Origin of the sequence: Nocardioides sp. CPCC 206348, assembly GCF_048654705.1 — a bacterium.
GTDB lineage: Bacteria > Actinomycetota > Actinomycetes > Propionibacteriales > Nocardioidaceae > Nocardioides.
The window spans coordinates 1-3938 of sequence record NZ_JBMCZA010000199.1 but is presented as its reverse complement, the minus strand read 5'-3'; the positions used below and the strand labels follow the sequence as shown (position 1 = coordinate 3938).

Annotated in this window: 5 protein-coding genes and 1 pseudogene; 4 read left to right on the top strand and 2 right to left on the bottom strand. The window is 70.8% G+C overall.

Translation table 11 applies throughout. The features are described from left to right. A pseudogene (locus ACOADB_RS19230) lies at window positions 1-816 on the top strand (hypothetical protein); the annotation flags it as partial. A 55-nt stretch (window positions 817-871) separates the two neighbouring features. After that, window positions 872-1276: a VOC family protein gene (locus ACOADB_RS19225; RefSeq protein ID WP_378602104.1), complete on the top strand. Its 405-nt coding sequence runs from the start codon at window positions 872-874 to the stop codon at window positions 1274-1276. A 30-nt stretch (window positions 1277-1306) separates the two neighbouring features. Here ACOADB_RS19225 and ACOADB_RS19220 read toward each other — a convergent pair whose 3' ends face one another. Further along, window positions 1307-1930, bottom strand: coding sequence for an alpha-ketoglutarate-dependent dioxygenase AlkB (locus ACOADB_RS19220; RefSeq protein WP_378602101.1), 624 nt, complete (start codon window positions 1928-1930; stop codon window positions 1307-1309). Window positions 1931-2097: 167 nt separating this feature from the next. Here ACOADB_RS19220 and ACOADB_RS19215 point away from each other — a divergent pair, with 167 nt between their 5' ends. Further along, window positions 2098-2778, top strand: coding sequence for a GntR family transcriptional regulator (locus ACOADB_RS19215; protein ID WP_378602098.1), 681 nt, complete (start codon window positions 2098-2100; stop codon window positions 2776-2778). A 22-nt stretch (window positions 2779-2800) separates the two neighbouring features. Here ACOADB_RS19215 and ACOADB_RS19210 read toward each other — a convergent pair whose 3' ends face one another. Then, window positions 2801-3175 carry a hypothetical protein gene (locus ACOADB_RS19210; RefSeq protein WP_378602095.1) on the bottom strand — a complete coding sequence of 125 codons (375 nt, stop codon included), beginning with the start codon at window positions 3173-3175 and terminating at the stop codon, window positions 2801-2803. Window positions 3176-3336: 161 nt separating this feature from the next. Here ACOADB_RS19210 and ACOADB_RS19205 point away from each other — a divergent pair. Next, on the top strand, window positions 3337-3938 hold a 602-nt coding region (locus ACOADB_RS19205), incomplete at its 3' end, for an FMN-dependent NADH-azoreductase (protein WP_378602092.1).

Sequence of the window (3938 nt, the reverse complement as noted above, 5' to 3'; positions counted from 1 at the left end):
CGACGCCCCGCCATGGCTGAGCAGAAGGTCGCGCAGGAGGAGGCCCGGTCGCCGATCGACTGGCCGGCCACCTTCGCGGGCGCAGCCGCGGCGGTCACGGTGGCCGTCCTGCTCTCGACGCTCGGCGCGGCCGGCACCCTGATCGGCGCTGCGCTCGGCAGCGTCGTCGCGACCGTCAGTACCGCCCTCTACAAGCAGGGCATCGAGTCGAGTCGCCGGCGGATGGCCGAGGTCCAGGCCGTCGCCCTGCAGAAGGTGAACCTGGCGGACCAGGACCTGCGCCGGGCGGAGCGGCGACCGTCGGGGCCTCGCGCCGAGCAGGACGTCGCCCGGGCCCGTGAGCGACTCGACGAGGCCAGCAGTGCCCTCGAGCCCGACACCGGTCCGCCCGCGGCCGAACCGCCCGCAGCGGCCGAGCCGGGTCGCTGGGCGGCCCTGCCCTGGCGGCGGATCGCGCTGCTCGCGGTCGCCGTGTTCGTGCTCTCGCTCGCCGTGATCAGCATCATCGAGGTGCTGGCAGGCAAGAGCGTCTCGACGATCACCGGCGGAACCGATGACGACCGCACCTCGATCACCGGGATCTTCGGGGACCGCACCGCGCCGGACGACGAACCGACCGAGCAGGTCACCCCGACCGACTCCACCCCGGAGCCGGCCGAGTCCGACTCGACCCCGCCGACCCAGGAGCCGTCGCCCACCACGACCGACGCGACGGAGCCGACGTCCTCCGGCACCCCGACCGAGACGGTCACGGTGACCGAGACGGCCACGGAGTCCGTCGACCCGGTGGATCCGACGGCCTCGGTCACCCCCTGACCGGGCGGGCCGAAACCCGGTTGTGGCGCGGCCTCTCACTGGAGAGAGTGGCCGCATGACGTCGTACATCTCGCACACCACGGTCGACAGCCTCAACGCCTACGAGCTCTCGGAGTGGTGGAAGCCTGTCCTCGGCTACGTCGACATCGAGGGCGACCCGAACCTGCCCGGTCACGTGGAGTGCGCGATCCGGGACCCGGAATCCGGCCACGAGATCCTCTTCCTGCAGGTGCCGGACGCCAAGACCCCGCTGAAGAACCGCGTCCACTTCGACCTGCGACCGCGCGAGGTCACCCGCGACGAGGAGCTGGCGCGCCTCCTGGAGTACGGCGCCACGCAGGTCGCCGACCACCGGGGCATCCACGGGCCCGGCTCCGGCTGGGTCATCCTCGCCGACCCCGAGGGCAACGAGTTCTGCATCCTGCGCTCGGACGCCGAGGTCGCGGCCCAAGAGGCCTGAGGCCTGGCGAGCCGGCTCGGCCATTCCAGCTCAGAAGACGTTGAAGGGCCGGAACTGGACCGAGATCCGCGGTCCGGCCGACGCCACCTTGGGGACGGCGTGCTCCCACGTGCGCTGGCACGAGCCGCCCATCACGACGAGGTCGCCGTGGCCCATCTCGACCGCGAAGCCCTCGCTCCGGCGCTCCGGGTCGCGCGGTCGCAGGTGCAGCTTGCGGGGGTCACCGACGGACACGATGGCGACCATCGTGTCGTGGGTGGAGCCGCGCCCGATGGTGTCGCCGTGCCAGGCGACGCTGTCGCGTCCGTCGCGGTAGTAGCAGCACCCGGCGGTCCGGAACGGCTCGCCGAGCTCGTCGCCGTACCGGGCCGACAGGTCCTCGCGTGCCGCCGTCAGGGCGGGGTGGGGGAGGTCGTCACCGATCATGTACGTGTGGACCAGGCGGGGTACGTCGACAACGCGGTCGTACATCGACCGGCGCTCCGCGCGCCAGGGGACGTCGTTGACCAGCGCCGCGAAGACGTCGTCCGCGTGGGGGAGCCAGTTGCGGGCGACGTCGACCCACGCCCCGTCACTCAGGCCGCGTCGCTCGATCGGGCCGGTGTGGTCGGGCGCGACCGTCTCGAACAGGGTGCTCTGGAAGTCCACCGCCATGCGATCCATCGTACGACCCGATCGAACAGGTGTTCGTATGCCGTGGGCGTGTCGGTGTCCACGAATCCGATGGTTCGGGCAAATAAATCGGTGTTCGCCGGACGCGTCCCCGACCCCCTCCTACTGTCCGGAATGTGTCACCGGTCCAGGGGGGTTCGACAAGACGCATGCTCAAGCACGTGGAGATCCGTGAGTACGTCCGCGACCTCGTCCGTGGCAGCGTTCCGGGCACCGCGGCGCCGTCCGAACGCGACCTGGTGGACCGGTTCGGAGTCGCCCGGATGACCGTGCGCCAGGCGCTCGACGCCCTGGTCGGCGAGGGCGTCCTCGAACGGTTCCCCGGACGCGGCACCTTCGTCGCCGCGCCGCGTCGGGTCCCCACCGGTGTCTCCGGCTTCACCGAGGACATGGCGGGCAAGGGCCTGGTGGCCGACTCGCGCACGGTCGTCGCCGAGCGCCTCGCCCCGAGCCCGTCCGTCGCCGGAGCACTGCGCCTGCGGCCCGACGAGACGGTCGTCCACTGGCAACGGCTGCGTCTCGTGGACGGCCGCCCCGTGTGCCTGTCGGACGCCTTCCTGCCGGACCACATGGTCCCGGGTCTTCTCGAGAAGCTGCCTGCCAGCCTGTACGACGACCTGGCCGCCCGCGGGGTGCGGCCGACGTGGGCCGAGGACGACATCGCGGCCCGCACGGCGACGGACGTCGAGGCCCGCCTGCTCGACCTCCCCGTCGGTGGTGTGGTGCTGCGGCGTTCACGGCGCGCGATGTGGCGCGACATCCCGATCGAGGTGTCGCGGACGATCTACCGGAGCGACCAGTACTCGGTGGGCCTGTTGCTGCGCGACTGACGCCGACGCCCGCGTGGACCCGTCAGCTGCTCAGGCCGCCCAGCGGTGCGACCGTCTGGCCGGTCTCCTCGCAGACCCACTGCGGATCCGGGCCACCGAGGTCCGGGTCGATGTGCAACGCATGGATCGGCCCGTCCTGGCACCCCACGCAGACCGGCCAGAGGCCTTCGCGGGTGCCGCGGCCGAACCGGTCGGCCAGGGCGTCCTGGAGGTCCTGGGCGATGAGGCCGCCGATGTACGGCGCCCCGTCGACCCACTGCTCCAGCCACCAGCGACGCTCGGAGCAGGCCTCCTCGAGGAGGGTCACCGTGTTCGGCGTCCCGAGGGCGCGCGCCTCGAGGTCGGCGAGCACCTGCGCTCGGGCCACGTAGATCACGCTGTCGTCCACAAGGCCCATTGTGCGTTGGTTTCCCAAGGGCTGCCCGGAGCACGGGTGGGAGGTTGCGATGGTGGCGCGCGACGGGCTCCGGGACTAGCGTCGTCCTTGGCGTCCGGTTCTCGGTGCTCGTCCTGCCGGCGCTGTCCTGGTCACCGAATTCTGCGCCCCCTGGAGTCCCCATGAGCACCCGTCTCCTGCACATCATCGCCACGCCGCGTGGTCTCGCCTCCAACACCGGACGCGTCTCCAGCGTCCTGATCGAGGAGCTGCACCAGAAGTACGACGACCTCGAGGTCACGACGCTCGACCTCTTCAGTGCCGACCTGCCCGCCGTTGCCGGCGTGAACATCAAGTCGAAGTACGCCCTGATGACCGGACAGCCGGTCGACGAGGCGGCCACCGGCTCGTGGCAGGAGATCGAGCGCACCATCGAGCAGTTCCTCAGCGCGGACCTGTACGTCCTGACCGTGCCGATGTGGAACTTCGGCATTCCCTACGCGCTGAAGTACTACATCGACGCGATCGTCCAGCCGGGCTACCTGTTCACCTACAACGAGCAGGGCCAGCCGGTCGGCCTGGTCGAGGGCAAGAAGATGGTCTGCGTGACCTCGCGGGGCGGTGACTACTCGCAGCCACCGATGTCCAGCCTGGACCAGGTGCAGAGCTACCTGAGCAGCATCTTCGGCTTCGTTGGCATCGGTGACATCGAGTTCTTCCCGGTGCAGCCGTGCGACGTGACGGTCGAGCTGCGCAACGCCGCAGCCAAGGCGGCCATCGCCGA